Origin of the sequence: Candidatus Hinthialibacter antarcticus (assembly GCA_030765645.1) — a bacterium.
Lineage (GTDB): Bacteria > Hinthialibacterota > Hinthialibacteria > Hinthialibacterales > Hinthialibacteraceae > Hinthialibacter > Hinthialibacter antarcticus.
In genome coordinates this window covers 322,956-341,880 of sequence record JAVCCE010000011.1, presented here as the reverse complement: position 1 = coordinate 341,880, position 18,925 = coordinate 322,956, and the positions used below count along the sequence as shown (strand labels likewise).

General features: G+C 52.3%; 13 protein-coding genes. 11 read left to right on the top strand and 2 right to left on the bottom strand.

Going from position 1 to position 18,925, the window contains the following annotated elements:
- Positions 1–371: 371 nt before the first annotated feature.
- On the bottom strand, positions 372–968 hold the full coding sequence (locus P9L94_04240; protein MDP8243268.1) for a prepilin-type N-terminal cleavage/methylation domain-containing protein: 597 nt from the start codon (positions 966–968) through the stop codon (positions 372–374).
- A gap of 254 nt (positions 969–1,222) precedes the next feature.
- Between P9L94_04240 and P9L94_04235 the strand changes: the two genes are divergently transcribed.
- Positions 1,223–2,179: a polysaccharide deacetylase family protein gene (locus P9L94_04235; protein MDP8243267.1), complete on the top strand. Its 957-nt coding sequence runs from the start codon at positions 1,223–1,225 to the stop codon at positions 2,177–2,179.
- A 90-nt stretch (positions 2,180–2,269) separates the two neighbouring features.
- On the opposite strand, the gene P9L94_04230 is transcribed toward P9L94_04235, so the two are convergent.
- The gene (locus P9L94_04230; protein MDP8243266.1) at positions 2,270–3,478 is read right to left on the bottom strand and encodes an anhydro-N-acetylmuramic acid kinase; all 1,209 of its coding nucleotides are present in this window, start codon (positions 3,476–3,478) and stop codon (positions 2,270–2,272) included.
- An 89-nt stretch (positions 3,479–3,567) separates the two neighbouring features.
- Between P9L94_04230 and P9L94_04225 the strand changes: the two genes are divergently transcribed.
- The 10 genes from P9L94_04225 (at position 3,568) to P9L94_04180 (ending at position 18,899) form a co-directional block, all read left to right on the top strand.
- The gene (locus tag P9L94_04225; GenBank protein MDP8243265.1) at positions 3,568–4,791 is read left to right on the top strand and encodes a sialidase family protein; all 1,224 of its coding nucleotides are present in this window, start codon (positions 3,568–3,570) and stop codon (positions 4,789–4,791) included.
- Between the two features lie 79 nt (positions 4,792–4,870).
- Positions 4,871–7,051, top strand: a complete 2,181-nt coding sequence (locus P9L94_04220; GenBank protein MDP8243264.1) for a PQQ-binding-like beta-propeller repeat protein — start codon at positions 4,871–4,873, stop codon at positions 7,049–7,051.
- Between the two features lie 5 nt (positions 7,052–7,056).
- Complete coding sequence (locus P9L94_04215; protein MDP8243263.1) at positions 7,057–8,478, top strand: PQQ-binding-like beta-propeller repeat protein; 1,422 nt, start codon at positions 7,057–7,059, stop codon at positions 8,476–8,478.
- A 276-nt stretch (positions 8,479–8,754) separates the two neighbouring features.
- Entirely contained in the window at positions 8,755–9,327 is a 573-nt protein-coding gene (locus P9L94_04210) for a prepilin-type N-terminal cleavage/methylation domain-containing protein (GenBank protein ID MDP8243262.1), read from the top strand.
- Between the two features lie 101 nt (positions 9,328–9,428).
- Positions 9,429–11,768 carry a DUF1549 domain-containing protein gene (locus P9L94_04205; GenBank protein MDP8243261.1) on the top strand — a complete coding sequence of 780 codons (2,340 nt, stop codon included), beginning with the start codon at positions 9,429–9,431 and terminating at the stop codon, positions 11,766–11,768.
- Positions 11,769–11,789: 21 nt separating this feature from the next.
- Entirely contained in the window at positions 11,790–13,217 is a 1,428-nt protein-coding gene (locus P9L94_04200) for a DUF1501 domain-containing protein (protein ID MDP8243260.1), read from the top strand.
- Positions 13,218–13,428: 211 nt separating this feature from the next.
- Entirely contained in the window at positions 13,429–14,331 is a 903-nt protein-coding gene (locus P9L94_04195; GenBank protein MDP8243259.1) for an SMP-30/gluconolactonase/LRE family protein, read from the top strand.
- Positions 14,332–14,649: 318 nt separating this feature from the next.
- Complete coding sequence (locus P9L94_04190) at positions 14,650–16,002, top strand: hypothetical protein (protein MDP8243258.1); 1,353 nt, start codon at positions 14,650–14,652, stop codon at positions 16,000–16,002.
- Between the two features lie 309 nt (positions 16,003–16,311).
- On the top strand, positions 16,312–17,538 hold the full coding sequence (locus P9L94_04185; GenBank protein ID MDP8243257.1) for a hypothetical protein: 1,227 nt from the start codon (positions 16,312–16,314) through the stop codon (positions 17,536–17,538).
- Positions 17,535–18,899 (top strand): hypothetical protein, encoded by a 1,365-nt coding sequence (locus P9L94_04180; GenBank protein ID MDP8243256.1) that lies wholly within the window; start codon positions 17,535–17,537, stop codon positions 18,897–18,899. Before P9L94_04185 ends, P9L94_04180 begins: the two co-directional genes overlap by 4 nt.
- Positions 18,900–18,925: the final 26 nt, after the last annotated feature.

The following is an 18,925-nucleotide window of genomic DNA, read 5'->3' as shown; positions in this document are numbered from 1 at the left end:
TCGATTGAATATTTGTTTTTTAGTCCAATTAGAGACACTTGAATGTTGTGAATAGAACATAGAGACAAAGAATATGGTTCTTCCGTAAAGTTGGAGACTTTTATAAATTGAATTGAGATTTCGCTGTATATGGCATGGGTACAACTCTGCTCGAACTCTGCTCGCTTCAGTGCGGGCTTTCAGGCCCTTATGCACAGGCGCTCTCAGAGTTGCACCCATGCCTGAATTGGTTTGTCAATTATTGATAGGCCGGGATACGTTTTCGGAATCAAAATCATGACTATCCATCAATGCAAGTATTCACTTATCGGATGAATAAAAAAAGAGGGTTTGTAACCCTCTTTAATTACTTGTCTATGAATCGAGTTTTCTTAATCGACAAAAGTCTTGTCACAGGGGTAAGACGCTTTGGGGCCAACCCGGACTAAATCACCCCAACTTTGCAAACCGTTGCTCGATGTGTAATTAACAACGCCTCCATAACTCATTGTGGCGTCAGGTCCTGCGCTGGCGAGGCGCCACATGCCGCAACGGAAAGAACTTCCTAAACTTGTCGCATTTCCCCAATTGACGGTTGACCAAGCGTCAACATAATCATACGTATCATAAACGGCGTCTTGGTTTTCAAAGTGGCTGACGATAAATGGGTCAATTGGTATGGCTCCCATATACGAGATCGGAGACGTTAAAGCGTGAAAACGGTGGCTGATGCCAATATTTGAGCCGGAACCGTTGCGCGCTGATCCATTTTCATTCATCCAAGGCGGATAGAAGTTGTTATCTAAACGATAACTCTCTAAGGCTGTACTCACATTGCGCATTTCCGCTTCGGCCTTGGCGATCTTCGCCCTTACCTGCGCATTCAAGAAGTTTGGGACTGCGATTGCCGCCAGAATCCCGATAATTGCTACAACAATCAGCAGTTCAATCAATGTAAATCCGTGTTCTGACCGACTCATTCTGAACATAAGGCAAAAACTCCATTCTAGGTTCGTACATTTTGTAGACTATAATTCTACTTATTTTCTTATGATATGCAAATAATAGTCCAACCCGGCTGAAATGTCGCGGCTCATCAGAGAATGTATGCAATTATTCTTGACTTGACAGGGCGTTTGTAATCTTGAGACAATCTAAAGGATGATGCGTCAGATAAATTGTAAGTAACATGACTAAAATAATTTTGTTTTCAAACGACAGATCATAATCCACAGGTGAAAAGATGATAAAACTGATAGTCCGAATTGGTTTATTGATGAGCGTGATGATGGCTTTGCATGGAGTGGTAGCCGAAACCGTAGCTGAACGCCTGGGGTATCAGGCAGACGACGTTCTATTGATTATTCACGCGGATGACATGGGCATGTGCCGCTCCGCGAACGAAGCGTGTATGGAATGCCTAGACAAAGGCATCGTCACCAGCGCCAGCGTAATGGTTCCTTGCCCCTGGTTTCCAGAAGCCGCCCAATATTTTCGTGAAAACCCCGACGCCGATATGGGGCTGCATCTCACTCTGACCGCTGAGTGGAAAAAATACCGCTGGGGGCCAGTGGCGCCCAAGTCGGATGTTCCGGGGTTGCTTGATCCAGACGGATACTTCTTTCATGGCGTGCGTTCGGTTGTGCAATCCGCCAAAGCCGATGAGGTAGAAAAAGAAATCCGCGCGCAGATTGAGCATGCAATCAAAAACGGAATGAAACCGACCCACATGGATTCTCACATGGGGACGGTTTACGCGCACCCTGCCTTTTGGCAAGCCGCGCTGAAACTTTCAGAGGAATACAACATTCCATTTATGAATTTCAGCGCCTCAAAATGGATGCTCGAACGCGCCAAACGCGACGGTATCCAGTTTCCCGTCGAAGCGGCGAACGCGTTGGCGGCGCGCGGCATTCCGTTAATCGACAGCCTGCCCGCGATTGACGACGTCCCCCTCGAACAGACGGAGGAGGCCTACCGCGAGTTGATCGCCAATTTGGAGCCGGGCGTCCATCTGCTGATTATTCACCCCAATGTTTTGACGGAAGAATCAAAGGCGATTACCGGGACGCACATGAAGCGCAATGAAGAATACAAAATCTTCACCAATCCCGAGACGAAAAAATTCATTGATGAACACAACGTCAAACTGATCGGTTGGAAAGACCTCCAACCGCTTTGGAATGCCCGTAAGAAGTAAGCGTTAGCCACGTAAAAACGATTAAAAATTATGCCCGGCGCGGGCGCTCATAGAGATGTACCCGCGCCGAGTATAACGACGCTACATCACTCAAATATCGACGCGAAACCCACGCCCCGGCGAGATGCTGCCCAGCACGACGGGGCGTTTTGCTTTCGTGACAGACGGGACATTCGACGGGACGCTGTGCAGCGTCGCTAGCCCCAACATCGCAAAGCCCAGCGCTTCTTTGGCGTCGGACAAAACGCCCGCGTCGTCGCTGGCTTGCCATTGCAGTTCCGGCGCAAGCGCTCGCAGCCGTTGCATCAAATAGGCGTTGCGGACGCCGCCGCCGCTGACGATTACGCGTTTGGGTTCGGCGATTGGATATAAATAATTCTGATAGGATTGGGTAATGCTCGACGCCGTCAGTTCTAACGCCGTGGCTAGCAGGTCATTCAATTTTGCGCCTGCGCTTTCTGAGATCAACCAGCGCACAAACTCTTCGCCGAAGTCTTCGCGGCCCGTTGCTTTGGGCGGCGCCTTTTGAAAATACGGATGCGCTAACGCTTTTTCAAGCAATGCGGTAAGCACTTGCCCCTGTTGGGCGCACTCGCCGTTTTTGTCATAGCGCTGGCTGGTTTGCGCTTGCATAAGTTGGTCCATCACCATATTGCCGGGGCCGCTGTCGAATGCGATGATGTCTCCGCGGTGATGCAGCAAGGTGCAATTGGCGATGCCGCCGATGTTTTGACAGATCACGTCTTGCGCTGGGTCGCCAAACAAGACCGCATCCACAAAGGGAATCAACGGCGCCCCCACGCCGCCCGCCGCCATGTCAGCGGCGCGAAAGTCGCCGACGGTGGTGACGCCTGTTCGCGCAGCTATCACGCTGGGGCTGCCGAGTTGCAAGGTCGAAGGCGTCCGCCAATTGCGCGCTTCATCTTTCACCGGGATGTGATAGGCCGTCTGCCCATGCGACGCGATAAAATCAATTTTATCTAGAGGCGTATTTGATTGCCTGGCAAGGTTGAAAACCGCATCCGCAAATAGTTCACCCAATTCCACATTGAGTTGGCAAATCAAATCCACCGGCGACTCGGCGGGATTCATTGCGGCGAAGATGCGCTGGCGCAATTCTTCGGGAATGGCCGTTTCCGTAAATTCAACTAGCGTTATTTCTAGCTGTTCGCTTGACTCAAAACGAACCAACGCAGCGTCAACCGCATCGACCGACGTGCCCGACATCAATCCAACGGCGTATAATGGGCGTTGGAGTTTTATATTTTTGAATTGATTTATGTGTTGATTCATCTTCATGGGAGGACTATTTCTTTTTTGTTGTGTTTCCTCGTGAGATTTTATGGTAAAGTCATTCTGATTCTAAAACCAGGATGAGGATGAAGCGAATGAATCGGTTCTTATTATTGCTCATGGTCTGTATGGGGAGCATCGTCGTCACCGCGAATTCTGTGGACGCTCTAATGGGCCCGCTTGATAATGTAATCCAATTTTCCCCCGCGAGCACAAAAAATTATTTAGGCAGTCCATCGCTTTTGCGCCTGCCCAACGGCGACATTCTCGCCAGCATGGACCTCTTCGGTGAACATGCGCCCCGCTCTGAAAATGAAGAGCATGACATCGGCTTGATTTTCCGCTCAAGCGACGACGGCGCCTCGTGGGACTACGTTACTGAAATTCAGGGCACGTACTGGGCGAACCTGTTTTTGCATCGCGGCGCAATTTATTTATTAGGAACCTCTGAACAAAACGGGCATATTGTGATTCGCCGCAGCGACGACAACGGAGAAACCTGGACGCAACCGGTGGATTCTGAGCACGGCTTGTTGTTCCCAAGCGGCGAAGGCCGCGCTGCGCCCAATTACCATTGCGCCCCGATGCCAGTGCTTGAACATAACGGGCGCCTGTATCGGGCCTTCGAAGACAACGTCACGAGCCAAGGCGCGGCGGGATTACACTCGCTGGTGATTTCCGCCCCGGTTGACGCGGATTTGCTCAACGCCTCCTCATGGACGATGAGCAATAAACTTAAATACAATCAGAACACCGACCCGCCCGCATTCGGTCAGAAATCCGAAGACCATAACAGAAACGACGCCGGATGGCTGGAAGGCAACATCGTGCTCGCGCCGGACGGGAGATTGGTCAACATCTTGCGCTGCAATTCTATGCCCGTGGTTGACAAAGCGGCAATGTTGAACGTCAGCCAAGACGGTAAGATCGAGTCGTTTGATCCCAAGACGGGCTTTTTTGACTTCCCCGGCGGGATGACCAAGTTCGCTATCCGTTATGACGATAAGACCCAACGCTACTGGACGCTGGCGAACGGCAACACCAATCCGAAAAACGCTCAGCAGCGCAATCGACTGGCGGCGTATTCCTCGAGCGATTTAAGACGCTGGAAATTCCACGAGGCCTTACTGGAGGATTTGGACGACTTCGATAAAATTGGCAATGACTCTAAGGTCGGATTTCAATACGTCGATTTCCGGTTCGATGGGGACGACATTATCTTTATGTCGCGTACGGCTTACAAAGGCGCACACAACTATCACGACGCAAACTTTATGACGTTTCACCGCATCTCTGATTTTCGCACACGGTATAAGTGATAGAGAGTTTGATTCATTAACACAATACAAATCATCAATGGCTACGCTCAACTTTGCATTCAACCGGTAGGAGACGAATATGAAATTTTGGCCTTTTGGGGCGATGAGCGTCGTGATGATGCTCGCGTCTTTCAATGTAGCACACGCCATTGATATGGATTACGGCCCTTATGTGATTTTCCGAACGCCGTCGAGCGTTGACGTGTATTGGCAAAGCGCGGCGCCCTGCGCGTCGGAGTTGCAACTTTCGCTTGACGATGCGGCGATTGAAACCATTTCAATCTCACAACCAACGCTCGCGCATCAGGTTCGCATCGAAAATTTAAAGCCGGGCAAGACCTACGATTATAAAATCGTATTGCATGGGGAAACCGACAACCCCGTGTTTGAATTCAATTTTGAAAATTCACTCAATTACTCGGTCTATCCAATTGACGATCTGGCGCATGACGTCCCGGTGCAATTTGAACGCGCCGAAACTGCCGCGCAAGCAAAAGATATCCTCGCGCTGTCAGGCGTGGACCGGGGTTATTGTCTAGTCTATGGAATGACCAACGGCGCCTTGGCGTATCAGCTCGCTAAACAAAGCCAGGTGATGATTATTGGCGTTGATGATGACAGCGCGCGCATTCAATCTATCCGCGAACAATTGGTGAAGACCGGCGTCTATGGTTCACGCATTTCAATTGTCGAAACCGAGTCGCTGGGCGTCTTGCCGATGACTTCGCGTTACGCGAATTTGATTGTCTCCGAGCGGATGTTGGAGGAAGACGATAACACCGCTTCGCTCAGTGAGCTGCTGCGAGTGTTGCGCCCCTTCGGCGGCGCGGCGGTGGTTCCTAAAGAATCAAAGATCGCAGCCGATTTGCAGCAGGTGCGGCTGAGCGATGAAGTACGAGTATTGAACAATGATGAATGGGTCGTGTTGAAAAAAAGCGCACAGCCGGGCGCAGGTTCTTGGACCCATCAATACGCCAACCCCGGCAATACCTCAAATGGAAACGATTCGCTCGAAGGCGCTAGAGGCGTCGGCGAAATGTCAATGCAGTGGATTGGCCGACCCGGCGCCGATTTTGGCATTGACCGCAATCCGCGAATGCCCGCGCCGTTGTCTATCAACGGGCGCCTGTTTCATCAGGGCATGAACCGCTTCGCCGCGATTGATTCATACAATGGCTCCATTCTCTGGTCGATAGAGATTCCCCACATGCGGCGGGTGAACGTGCCGCGCGACTCGTCGAACTGGTGCGCGGACGCCGACAGCGTCTTTGTAGTGGTGAATGATTTGACGTGGCGGTTGCGCGCAAGCGACGGCGCGTTACGACAAACTTATTCCATGCCCAAAGCGTCAGTCGATGAAGAACACGATTGGGGGTTTTTAGCCAATGACGGCGGCGTGTTGTTCGGCACCTCCGTCATTCAAGGATCACAGTACGGCGATTATTGGGGCAACTCCAGCTGGTATGACAGCGTTGAAGGCGTCGGCGCCGGCAAGGTATGCGGCGAGCGCTTTTTTGCGCGCTCGGTCGAAGACGGCTCGTTGTTGTGGGAATACCCTGGCGGAAAAATCATCCATACTTCCATCTCGATTGGCGACGGGACGGTTTACTTCGTCGAGTCCCGCTTCGCTCCATTGAAGGGTTCCAAAAATAGCCGCATCGAATCAGAAGACTTATGGAAAGAACAATTCCTGGTTGCGCTCGACGCCAAAACGGGCGCCGTGAAATGGCAGCGCCCGCTGGATACCGAAGACGGGCTGGCGGTGTTCTTCATGCTCTATCACGAGGGATCGCTTTACATCAATTCATCCAAATCAGGAACCTATTATCTCTACGGTTTTGACGCGAACAATGGCGAACAACGCTGGGCCAATCAACATGAATGGCCCTCAGACAATCATGGCGGTCACATGCAGCACCCCGTAATCGCGGGAGGACAGATGTATCAGGAACCGCGCGGCTATGACCTGAAAACAGGACAATTGACCGTGACCAATATGGGGCGCCACAGCGGCTGCGCGACTTATGCGGGCGCCAAAGACGCTTTCGTCTATCGCGGCGACGGCGGGCAAATCTCGATGTGGAACCGCGAAAGCGGAGACGTCAGCAGTTGGCTCAATCTTCGCCCCAGTTGTTGGCTGAGCGTGATCCCCTCTGACGGGCTGGTGCTGGCGCCGGAAGGCGGCGGCGGTTGCAGTTGCGGCGCCTGGCTCGAAACGTCACTTGGTTTTATCCCCAACATTTCATTGAAAAGCGAGTGATTCCCATGCGGATATTATTACTGACACTTGTACTCTCGATAAGCGCATTCAGCGCGACCGCTGATGATTGGACGACCTACCAACATGACAATCGGCGCAGCGGCGTCAGTCTCGATCAAGTTAAATGGCCGCTCGAGCTGGCCTGGAATTACTCGGCGCCCACGCCGCCGCAAACCGCCTGGCCTGCGCCCGCGCGTTGGGACGCCTACGCCAAAATCAATGACCTGAAATCCATGCGTGATTTTGACCCGGTGTTTTACGTCATCGCGGTGAATGGATCGCTTTATTTCAGCACTTCTGTTGAAGATTGCGTGGTCTCCAGCGATGCCGAAACCGGCGAAATCAATTGGCGCTATTTTACCAATGCGCCTGTCCGTTTTGCGCCGACATGGAACAATGGCAAACTCTATTTTGGTTCGGATGACGGCTTCGCCTACTGCGTTGATGCAACAAACGGTGAGCTGGTTTGGAAATTTCACCCTGCGCCTGACGGGCGGCTGATCCCCAGTAATGGCAAGATGATTTCTCCCTGGCCGATTCGCACTGGCGTATTGGTGCAAGACGGCCTCGCGTATTTCGGCGCGTCGCTGGTCCCGTGGGGCGAATCATACTTATGCGCGGTCGACGCCGAAAGCGGAGAAATCAAACAGGCGGGAACCTATAACCATACCCTGCGCGGCGTGACCTTTCAGGGCGCGATTCTCGCGTCAGATTCAAACCTGTATATTTCACAGGGGCGCCAGCATCCGCTTACTTTCAATCGTCAGACGGGCGGACAGATCGGCGGGTTCGGCGAAGGCGGCAACGGCGGCGTGTTCGCTATCCTCACGCCGGAATCGACCTTCATCCACGGACGCGGCAAGCGCAAAAGCGGCGATACCGAATTTCGTGGATTCGATCCTAACACCCGCGATCAGATCGCGACCTTTCCTAACGCCACCTGCATGATTGTGTTTGAGAACATGGCGTATCTTCACGCCCAAGGCAAATTGGTTGCGTTCGACCGCTTTCGTCATATTGCGTTAGAAAAAAAACGTATTGAGTTGGATGCCCAAAAAGAGCAACTCAACGAGCGCATCAAGAAATTAGGCAAGCAAACCGTCAGCGACGAAAAAGCCGCGCTGATGGAACAAGTGAAAGATACCAACCGCGCGTTGGAAGAGGTCGCAAAACAAAAGTTAGAATGCGTGGTCTGGCAGACGGAATCAAACCACCCCCACACGCTTATCATGGCGGGCGACACATTGTTTGCAGGCGGCGACGGCGAGGCGGCGGCGTTTAACCGGATCGATGGTTCACGTCTGGGCAGCGTCGAAGTAGAAGGCGCCGCGCAGGGATTGGCGGTGTATGACGGCAAACTGTACGTAAGCACTGACGCAGGCAGCGTGTATTCGTTCCGCAGCCCGGTTCTCGAAACCGCGCCATGAAAGCGCTTGCGGATTTACATGGATTGAAACTGAAGTGCGCCCCGGTTTGATCGGCGTCTAAGTGTTTTCAGATGCAATGGGAAATGAGACGGTGGGGGATCGACCTGATTCAAACCGATTATCCGCCGTTGGTCCAACGCGCAATTGAAGCAAGGACGAAATGAAATCTGAATTTCTTACTTCACGGATGCGGATTGATATCCATTCAAACATCCATGTCTGTAAATGCAGTGATCCCTTATATACTAACTGATCCTTAATAAGTCGAGGCGGGTTATGAAGCGTGGATTTACGTTAATCGAATTGTTAATCGTGGTAGCGATCATCGGCATTCTGGCGGCGATTGCTGTGCCCAATTTTCTCAATGCTCAAACCCGCGCTAAACTCGCCCGCGTCCAAGGCGATTTTAAAGCCTATGGAACCGCCATCGAAATGTACACGATGGATTGGAACGCTGCGCCGTGGGATTTCTACGCGCCGTCGGGCGATCACGGCTGGGCGTCATCGTTTTCGCGATTGACCACGCCAACGGGGTACATGAACCAGATCATGCCGGACGTATTCCAGGCGCTGGACGTGATCGAATCGTTGTCTGATTCGCACTTTGTCGGCAACAAGTTGTCGTATGATTACGCGACCATCTATTTCAACGGCGGGGTGGGTAGCCCCAGCGCAATTTGGAAAGACCTGTTTGGACATTCGCTTTGGCGTATCACCAGCGCCGGGCCTGACCAAGCGCTCATCAATGTTCCAGGACGTAACTGGCTGGCGCCGCCGTATCACTCGTCAAACGGTCTGGTTTCAGCAGGCGACATGGCTTACTCGCAGCAAAGTTTTCTCGACAAGTAACGCTCCTTCGTAAATCTCATCTCGACAGTTCCTTGACGTTGCATTCTTGGTTGTTTAAATTTGACTATTAAGATAAATGATATCAGGATTCGGTGTGAACTATGGGGAAACATTTTCTATTACTTATTGTATTCGCTTTTTTGGGCCTGACGGCGTTTGGGCAAGGTGAAGCAACTCTGCCTGCGCCTTTTGACGGCGCCGTTTCATTTTCAGAGCAAATCCAACCTATATTGTCGTCGCGGTGCCTTGAGTGTCATGGCGCACAATTAAAAATGGGGAACTATTCGATGCTGAGTCGTGAGGCGCTTATCGCTGGCGGCGATGAAGGCGCGGCGGTGGTTGTCGGTGATAGCGCGAACAGCCGCCTGATCAAACTGGTCGCTGGTCTTGAACCGGGGCTGCAGATGCCGATGAGCGGCGACCCGCTTTCGCAAGAAGACATTGCGTTGCTGCGCGCCTGGATCGACCAGGGAGCCGAATGGGACGAAAGCATCGTGATGGGCGCAGAAAAAAAACTCGGCATTGAACCGCGCCGACCAGCGCTGGCGACGGATGCTGATTCGCTGCTGAAAAATCCCATCGACAATTTACTCGCCGGATATTATCAGAAAAACAAAGTCGATTATCAAACGGTGGTAGATGACCGCCGATACATTCGCCGGACGTATCTCGACTTGATTGGGGTTCTGCCGTCTGGTGAAGCAGTCGAGGCGTTCGCCGCTGATGGTTCGCAAGACAAGCGGGCGAAGTTGGTCGATGAGGTTTTGAGCAACCGCAGCGCTTACGCCCAACATTGGCTGACATTCTGGAACGATCTGCTGCGCAATGAATATCGCGGCACGGGTTTCATCGACGGCGGACGCGAACAAATTACCGAATGGCTATTGCAATCGCTGGAAGAAAACAAACCCTACGATCAATTCGTCGCGGAACTCATTGACCCGGTCACGGGTTCGCGCGGTTTTCTCAAAGGCATCGTTTGGCGCGGCGTGGTCAACGCCAGCCAGACGCCGGAAATGCAGGCCGCGCAAAACGTCGCCCAAGTGTTTATGGGGACCAACCTCAAGTGCGCCTCATGCCACGATAGTTTCATCAATCAATGGAAGTTGGCTGATTCGTACGGCCTGGCGGCGGTGTTTACCGAGAAGCCGTTAGAACTGGTGCGGTGCGATTCGCCGACAGGCAAATTCGCCGAGGTGCATTTTTTGTATCCAGAACTTGGCGCGATTGATGCCGGGGCCCCCGTCGATCAACGCCGCGCTCAACTCGCAAAGATCATGACAAACGATGACAACGGACGCCTGACGCGTACCATCGTCAATCGTATCTGGGCGCGGTTTATGGGGCGAGGAATCATTGAACCCGTCGATGATATGGAAGCGGCGCCCTGGAGCCAGGAGGTTTTAGACTGGCTGGCGGCTGACCTCTCCGACAATGGGTACGATCTGCATCGTACCATGAAAACCATACTGACCTCGCGCGCTTATCAGCTGCCTGCGGTCGATTATGACGCCAATGATCCAAACTATGTGTTTCAAGGCCCGCTGGTGCGCCGCATGTCGGCGGAGCAGTTCGTTGATGCGCTGTCGGTGTTGACCGGGTATGATTTATTGCCGCCGGACAACTTCTTTCGCAGCGACGGTCGCGGGCAGGGCGGACAGGCGCCGGACGAAGACGTTCACCGCATGTTGCGCTTCTCAAGCCCGCGTATTGAATCCGGCTCGGTTGAGATAGACGTCGATATCAGCGGCGCGTCGATGGTTCAACTGGTTTCGGTGGATAACCACGAAGGCGGCTTGCCCGTCCAAGTCGATTGGATTGACGCTCGCTTGATCGGCCCGGAAGGCGAACTGCCGCTGAGCGAGTTGCAATGGTCGAAAGCCGTCGCCGCTGACGCGAAGCCTCCCGTGGTTGGACAAAACCCAAGCACGTCGAAAACGCATCTGCGTACGCATAGCCATTCCACGATTGCCTATGCGGTCCCGCCAGGGTATTTTCGGCTCAAGGCGCGTGTCGAGGTGGTCGAGTGGCCGGTTGTGGATGAGTTTATGCGATTTCAAACGCAATTTTTCGTCTTAGGCGACTCGAAGCCGCTGCGTAGTTCGCTGGTTGTCGCTGGCCCGCTGCAAAAAGCGCTGGGGCGCCCCAACCGCGAGCAGGTGACCACGCAACGCAATTCATTGACCACTACGCTGCAAGCGCTGGAGATCAGCAACGGCGAGACGCTGGCGAAGATGTTGCAACACGGCGCCCGCCAATGGAACCAGGGCAGCGAAGCGGAAATCATCAACGGCGTCTTCGCCCACGCATTAGGCCGCAAGCCGACCCAACAGGAACTCTCCCTGGCGTCAACCATTTTCGACCAAGACGACCGCGAGCAATCACTGCAAGACCTGTTATGGATCGTCGCCATGCTGCCAGAATTTCAACTCATTTATTGATTCGGGATTAAAGGAATTATCATGTTGAATCATCAAACCAATCGTCGTGATTTTTTAAAGAACGCCAGCGCTGCGACTTTGTCCGCACTCGCGGCGGCAGCGCCCCGCGCTTCGTTTGCCAATCCGTCCGCGAAATTACAGGAAGCCAAAGCGGATACCGTTATTCTGCTCTGGATGGCGGGCGGCATGGCGCATACCGAGACTTTTGATCCCAAACGCTATCAACCGTATGAAACCGGCATGAAGCCGGACAGCGTGTTGAGCACGTTTCCTTCGATTCCAACCGCGATTGACGGCGTTCAGTTTTCTGAAGGCTTAGAAAAAGTCGCCGCCGTGATGGACAGAGGAACTGTGCTGCGCACGTTTCGCGCGGGCGACCTGGGCTTCATCCTGCATTCGCGCCATCAATATCATTGGCACACTGGTTACGCGCCGCCGCTGACGGTAGCGGCCCCGCACCTCGGCGCTGTTATGGCGAAGACGCTCGGGCCGCTGAATCCGGCTGTCCCTGCGTTTATCGACATCGGACAGCGTTTTGATGGCAACGGCGAGGCGGAAGAACTGCGCGCTTTTCACCAGGCGGGGTTTCTAGGCAGCGAGTATGGGCCGTTCATGGTTCCAGACCCCAGTAACGCGGTGTCGTCCGTACAGCCGCCGCCGGGCATGACGCTCAATCGCTTTCAGAACCGCTACAGCCAGTACAAACAAATGGTCGAAGCCAGCCCCATTAACCATTATGGAAGCGACTACCAGAAAGAGTCGCTGCTGCGCTCGCTAGAGAATTCGCATCGCTTACTCGGATCGCCCGCCGCCAAGGCGTTTGATATGAGTTTGGAGCCGAAAGAGGTTTTTGATACTTACAATACCGGACGTTTTGGCTTGGGGTGCTTGCTGGCGCGTCGGCTTACGGAACAAGGCGCGCGGTTCATTGAAGTGACGACTGAGTACATTCCATTTCAGGGTTGGGACACCCACGAGAACGGGCACACCCGCGCTGAGAAAATGAAACAGGAAATCGACGCGCCGATTGCGCAGCTGGTTCTTGATCTCGAAGAACGCGGGCTGCTCGACCGTACGCTGATTGTACTCGCCAGCGAATTCAGCCGCGACATGATGGTCGAAGGAAAGCCCGGCAATAAAGTCAAAGACCAGGTCACGGTTCCTGATACGATTGAAGACTTGAAGTTCTATGGTATGCACCGCCATTTCACCGACGGCGGTTCGGTGTTGCTGTTTGGCGGCGGCGTGAAACAAGGCGCCGTCTACGGCAAAACCGCTGACGAGCGCCCCTGTAAGATCATTGAGAACCCGGTGGTGATGGAAGACCTGCACGCCACCATATACCACGCAATGGGCATCCCGCCCGAACTGAATTACGAAATCGAAAAGCGGCCCTTTTATGTGACCCGCGACGGCGTCGGCAAGCCCGTGCTTGAACTGTTCGCCTAGACGCATTATGCCCCCCTTTTTTAAGGGGGGAGCGCTGAAAGCGCCGGGGGGATCCCAAAAAGCAAAGATGAACCGCTGAAATCATATCCTGCTCCAGACTGTCCGCTTCACGGCTTTGGCTCGCCACCCCGCCGATCTGTTCGCCTAGACGCACCCCACCTGGTATCGTTTACAATCAGGCGAGTGCTTTGATCTGAAAGGAGCAATCGCCATGAAGCGAATTGTTTTGTCGAGTTGCGTGTTTTTATTCTCAGGATTCTTCATTCTTACCGCTGCCGCCCAAGAGGTCACCGCTCCCGGCGCTGAACTGGAACTGCTTTCCAGCGGATTTTCGTTTACCGAAGGCCCCGCCGCCGATGCGGAAGGCAATGTCTATTTTACCGACCAGCCGAATGACCGCATCTTAAAATGGAGCACGAACAACGTGCTGTCGGTTTACATGAAACCGAGCAATCGCAGCAACGGTATGTTCTTCGACGCAAAAGGCAACCTCATCGCCTGCGCTGATGAGAAGAATGAATTGTGGTCGATTGCGCCCAACGGCGACGTGACCGTGTTGGTCAAAGCGTATGACGGCAAGTTGCTCAATGCGCCCAATGATGTGTATGTTCACCCCGGCGGCGCGATGTATATGACCGACCCGATGTACAAACGGCCATGGTGGACGGACCGCCCATCGGATATTTTGCAGGGCGGGGAATTCGTCTACCGCCTCTCGCCCGACGGCAAGACGTTGGAACGCATGGAAACCGACATCGTCAAACCCAACGGAATCATTGGGACGCCAGACGGTAAGTATTTGTATGTCGCTGACATCGGCGACAAAAAGATCTATCGCTATGACATCGCCGCAGACGGCTCGCTCCGCAATCAAACCTTGATTTGCAACCAGCAGTCGGACGGCCTGACCCTGGACGTGGAAGGCAACATCTATACCACCAGCGGAGACGGCGTGGTGGTCTATGACAAGACGGGAAAGAAATTACAACAGATTGAAGTGCCGCAAGGTTGGACGGCGAATGCGTGTTTTGGCGGCAAAGACCGCGACGTATTGTTTATTACAGCAGTCAAAGGGTTGTATTCAATCAAAATGCGCGTCAAAGGCGCCTATTGAAATTCATTATGGGAGGGCGAACCCTGCCTGCGGCAGGCAGGCTCCTGGTGAACTGCGGTGTAGAATACGTTGTGAAACTTTGAGGCTCGGCGGGAGCCTCGCCCTCCCCAAGTTTAGTGCTAGGGGCGCAGCGCGCTGCGCCCAAAACGTCGGTTGTTTTTTTGAGACGAATTTTCATGTCGGCTTGCAGAAATTAATGGCTCGAAACTATTTGTGAAAATTTACTGGACAAATCTTTAATATGAATCTAAATTTAAAGATGAAAGCCAACTTGGCATTACAAAAAACCACTACAAATCCAGGAAGGAATAAATCTCTATGAAGAAATTATTTGTATCTCTATGTGTAGGATTGTTTGCGTTTAGTGTATCGGCGCAAGAAATCGGGGTCGTGTTTGAGCATCTGCTAACAGATGCCAACCCTCCACTACCGATTTTGACGGCTCAAGGCCGGACGGTTGATTCTGAAGGCGCAGAAGTAGGCAGTTGGCAGGCAGGAGAGCGTACATCAGATACATATTTCGGATTGAAGCGTTTTGATGAAACTCGCTTGCTTCTCGGAATCCGTCAAAACGGGATTAATGAGTCTGATCCTGACGCCAACTTAGATTTAGCCGCGCAATATCCAGACAACTCTATCATCTGGATCGATTCCTTCAATGGAAACCCAATGGGCATCGCTTTGGAATTGGGCGTGGTTCCTGAACCTCAATCGTCTGCGGAATGGAATGAAGCGTGGTGGGGCAGCGCATCGGATGCTCCGCCTTTCTACATGTCATTCGAATTGGATGATGATAGGAATATTTATATCAACCAAGGACAGCATATCGTTCGCTACACTTCTGATGGAGCGGATGGATTTACCGGGCCCGAGTTGGCTTTTTCGTTTGAAGGCGACTATTTGGGATACGATTTCCGCCCGGGCAACTTGTCTGTATCCGGCAGCGGCGCCGACACGATTATCACAGGCGGAAACGACGGTGTCTATTTCGTTATTACCACGCAAGATGGTAATACGTTTAGCGTCCGTGAAACCACCGGGCGTTCCGCTTGGCCTGGTTTCAATGGAGCCTCCAGCAATATTATCCTGAGCCCTGATGAATTTACCAATTACGTCTATAACTCCGGTTATCCTGGCGCAAGCAACGGATGGGATTCCACCTTCTATCGCGCATACAAAGATGTCGGGTCTGAAGATGCTCCGTGGGGAAATGATGAACTGTGGAGCGTTCAAGGCGAAGTGACCGAAACGCCTACCATTCAAACCTACAAACCCAATTATGTTAACTCGATTAAAGGTTTGGACGGCTTAATTTATGTTGTCTCCTGCAGTTCTTCGACATGGCAAATTGACAATACTCATGGGGATGACAACGGCGAAATACGCCCATGCTTCATCGCCGTTCATGACGCTGCCTTTGAGGCGGAGCAAGACGGCGCTCTGATCGCGCATCGCGCCATTCAAGCGTTTACGACAGATGAGTTACGAACCCCATCCGACGTGGTTCCAAGTTCGTATGGTGGATTCGGACAAGCAATCGAAGTCAACCAACCAGCAACTGCTGAAGAGAACGCCTTTGAGATTCTGTGGTCAGGCGGCGTGTTCGGTTATGGCCGTTACACCTTTGGCGACATTGGCGAAACCGCTGTCAACGAGTGGTCACTGTTCTAAAGATTGTAATTGTTCTTTGAAATAATGAAGGCGGGAATGATCATGCATCGTTCCCGCCTTTTTGTATGTTTATGCGGTCGAAGACAGAACACCACGGTTTTAGCCAGAGGTATCTATTGGCGTTATATTTATTGATTGAAAAAGCATGGTTCATTTTTTTTGACCTTATTTGTAAAAGATCAGTGTTTTGCTTTTTAAAATAAACTGAATCAGTAATCATTTTTTTATAAAAAATATAGAATGATCTTGAATTTTTGCTCAAACTCAGACGTATTCTTATGTATAGTTGAATGCAAAAGGGGATGTCGAATGAGCGCATATTACCCAGACCGAAGATCGTTTCTCAAATCGAGCGCGGCGCTGCTTGGCGCCGGGGCGATGCATGGCCCTCGCGTACATGCGCAAGACGCGGAGGCCTATTCCACTGAATTGCCGCCGTATGACGGCCCGAACATTGTCGTGATTCGCTTCGGCGGTGGGGTGAGGCGCCGCGAGACGATTGACCCGCAACATACCTATAGCCCCTACTTTCTTCATGAACTGTGCAAGCGCGGCACGCTGTTCAATCAGATGGAAATCGAACAGTTTACTGAAGACGACGACAGCGGCGAAAAGCAGGAAATTGAAACCAGCCACGGACAGGGGACGCTATATATTCTGACTGGAACCTATGAGCGTTATAAAGACATCGGCGCCAAATTTTTGGGGGCGCGCTTTGAGCCGAAGGTTCCGACCATGTTTGAGTATCTTCGCAAGGCCTATCAGGTTCCTGAACACCAGACGCTGATTATCAATGGCGAAGACCGTACGGATGAAGAATTTTATAGTTTCAGCAATCACCACCTGTTTGGCGTTCAATATCGCTCGACGGTTTTGAGTTTGTATCGCTACAAAACGTTTCTGCTGCGCCGTCAGTTAGAATCGGGCGGTGTGCCTGATGTAGAGATCGAAGCCAAACGAAAAGAGCTCGAAAAACTGGAAGCGGTTGATTACCGCGCAGATTTACGTAATGAGCCGATTCCTGAGATCGCCCAATTCTGGGAAAACTGGCGGCATTATTACGGCGAGTCGGGATTTGTGAACCCGCGCGGCGACCGATTGTTGACCGCGTTGGCGACGCGGGCGATCAAACAACTACGCCCCAAGTTGATAATGATTAATTATAACGATCCTGACTATGTCCATTGGGGCAACCCGACCCATTATACGCTGGGAGTGAGCGTGATTGACCGGGGCATTCAACGCCTGGTTGAAGTGATTGAGGCGGATGAAGAATACCGCGACAACACCGTGTTTGTGATTGTCCCCGATTGCGGACGCGATAGCAACCGCATGATGGCGGTGCCCTATCAACATCACTTTAATACCCAATCTGCGCGCAAAATTTTCGCCCTGCTGATTGGCCCGGGGGTCGAGCAGGGCGTTGTGGTCGATAAACCTGTTCAGCAAATTCAAATTGCGTCAACGATAGGACGGTTGATGAACGCGCCCACCGAATACACCGAAGGCAATCCATTAGAGGAGGCGCTCTCATGAACGAGACATTGGTTGAGCCTCTCAAAATTGACAATCAATTGCCTCCCGTGGCGCCGCCCCAAGAAGCCGCAGCCCCGGTTTCGCCGCCGCCCCAAACGGTAGAGAAAAAAGATGAGCGTTCGTATATCTCAATTGCGCTTTGGTGCTTGAAGTGGATATGGATCGCACTCATCGGAACGCTATTTTGCCAGATGGCGATTTTCGCGCTTTTCGTGGTTGGTTGGGCGCAGCGATACATGCAGCGTTGCGTAATACGCCGCTGGTTTCACATCAAGAAGGGCAAATTTTCTCCCCGCGAATGGGAGGCGTTTGTCGTCCAAGACGCCGGACTCGCTTATCTGAACAAAGCGCCCAATTGGTTTTGGCGACAGAAGGGAACTGCATGGCCGCAGAGCGAACCAGGTTTCAAAGGGTTCATCAAACTACTCGGCCCGCGGGTGGGATTTCCGCTGCACTCGTTTGGCAAGAACTTCAAACTCGGGTTTCAGGCGATTGTTAATATTTGGATATTCACGTTGCCTGCTTGCATCTTGTGGTTGTACGCATGGCACGCGGGCTGGAACAACTCGTTTCATAAAGTCTATGAGCAAGCCTTTGTCGGCCCGGTCACGGGAATACTGGGCATTCTGTTGTTCATCGCCGCGATGTTTTACGTCCCCATGGCGCATACCCGCCAAGCCGCGACCGGGCAATGGCGCTCGTTTTTTGAGTTTGGCCTAGTCTGGCGGATTATTCGTGAGCGTTGGTTGTCAGCGATCGGGCTAGCGATATTGTTCTCACTGTTTTCGCTGCCGCTTTCGATAATGAAAATGGCGCCTGTGTTTATGATGCAAGGCGACTCAAACCTGGCGACCATGAGCGACATGGAATTGTTGGGCTTCCTGCGCGGGTATTATTTGTTCGTCGGATTATTGGGATTTATTGCGTATGTCTTGTTGAGAGTGGTTACGGCGAGAATCTACGCCAAGGGCGTACTACGCTGCGTCGAAAAAGGCACGATCAAAATTGAACAACTCTCATCGGTTGAACGTAGAGTGATGAGTTGCTTAGACGTAAAACCCGAACCAGCCAAAGAGCCGCGGCATGTGGTTGTCCGCGCGGGCGCGTGGACGGGGCGGCGGGTGATGGGCGTGACCGGGTTCGCCGTATTGGTGGTGATTTGGTTCTCGTTTGTTGCGCAAATTTTTGTCAGCGAGTTCTTCAACTATCACCCGTTTCGCGCCTGGATGAACCAACCGTTGGTACAGCTGCCGTGGTATCAGGCAATTCCGAAGCATTTACTCGATGCTGAGAAAGCGCACAACGCCGCGTTGGCTGAAACGGCGATGGTGGAAGAAGATAGCGATGATGGCGTCGAATAAGAAATAAGTATCTCGAAAACATTCTT

Bases quoted from the DNA above. Each gene is read 5' to 3' on its own strand.
- P9L94_04200 (MDP8243260.1), top strand. From the start codon at position 11,790: ATGTTGAATCATCAAACCAATCGTCGTGATTTTTTAAAGAACGCCAGC.
- P9L94_04215 (MDP8243263.1), top strand. From the start codon at position 7,057: ATGCGGATATTATTACTGACACTTGTACTCTCGATAAGCGCATTCAGC.
- P9L94_04220 (MDP8243264.1), top strand. From the start codon at position 4,871: ATGAAATTTTGGCCTTTTGGGGCGATGAGCGTCGTGATGATGCTCGCG.
- P9L94_04190 (MDP8243258.1), top strand. From the start codon at position 14,650: ATGAAGAAATTATTTGTATCTCTATGTGTAGGATTGTTTGCGTTTAGT.
- P9L94_04185 (MDP8243257.1), top strand. From the start codon at position 16,312: ATGAGCGCATATTACCCAGACCGAAGATCGTTTCTCAAATCGAGCGCG.
- P9L94_04235 (MDP8243267.1), top strand. From the start codon at position 1,223: ATGATAAAACTGATAGTCCGAATTGGTTTATTGATGAGCGTGATGATG.
- P9L94_04210 (MDP8243262.1), top strand. From the start codon at position 8,755: ATGAAGCGTGGATTTACGTTAATCGAATTGTTAATCGTGGTAGCGATC.
- P9L94_04225 (MDP8243265.1), top strand. From the start codon at position 3,568: ATGAATCGGTTCTTATTATTGCTCATGGTCTGTATGGGGAGCATCGTC.
- P9L94_04195 (MDP8243259.1), top strand. From the start codon at position 13,429: ATGAAGCGAATTGTTTTGTCGAGTTGCGTGTTTTTATTCTCAGGATTC.
- P9L94_04240 (MDP8243268.1), bottom strand. From the start codon at position 968: ATGTTCAGAATGAGTCGGTCAGAACACGGATTTACATTGATTGAACTG.
- P9L94_04205 (MDP8243261.1), top strand. From the start codon at position 9,429: ATGGGGAAACATTTTCTATTACTTATTGTATTCGCTTTTTTGGGCCTG.
- P9L94_04180 (MDP8243256.1), top strand. From the start codon at position 17,535: ATGAACGAGACATTGGTTGAGCCTCTCAAAATTGACAATCAATTGCCT.
- P9L94_04230 (MDP8243266.1), bottom strand. From the start codon at position 3,478: ATGAAGATGAATCAACACATAAATCAATTCAAAAATATAAAACTCCAA.